Here is a 518-nt window from a genome sequence, read left to right on the forward strand (position 1 = left end):
CACGGTCAACACAAAACTCGGCATGGTCAAGACCGACCACATCCTCTTCATCGCCTCCGGCGCCTTCCACCTGTCCAAGCCCAGCGACCTGGTGCCGGAACTGCAGGGTCGCCTGCCGATCCGTGTCGAGCTCAAGGCGCTGTCACCGGAAGACTTCGAGCGCATCCTCACCGAGCCGCACGCGGCGCTCACCGAGCAGTACCGCGAGCTGCTGAAGACCGAAGGCCTGCACGTCGAATTCCTCGAAGATGGCATCAAACGCATCGCCGAGATCGCCTGGCAGGTCAACGAAAAGACCGAGAACATCGGTGCGCGTCGCCTGCACACGCTGCTCGAGCGCCTGCTGGAGGAGGTTTCCTTCAGCGCTGCCGATATCGCCGCCAAGCAGGACGGCGAGGCGATCCGCATCGACGCTACCTACGTCAACGAGCATCTCGGCGAGCTGGCGCAGGACGAAGACCTGTCGCGCTACATCCTCTAACCGTCGCGGCCGTGGCAATCGCCACGGCCGGTTCTTC

At 63.7% G+C, this 518-nt stretch carries 1 protein-coding gene; it reads left to right on the forward strand.

The annotated features are described in order from the left end of the window. A partial coding sequence (locus CXQ91_RS24405) for an AAA family ATPase (protein WP_181039045.1) occupies positions 1–481 on the forward strand: 481 nt, incomplete at its 5' end. Positions 482–518 lie beyond the last annotated feature (37 nt).

The sequence above is a fragment of the Arthrobacter sp. Y81 genome, assembly GCF_002929335.1.
In the GTDB taxonomy this organism is placed as follows: Bacteria; Actinomycetota; Actinomycetes; order Actinomycetales; family Micrococcaceae; genus Arthrobacter.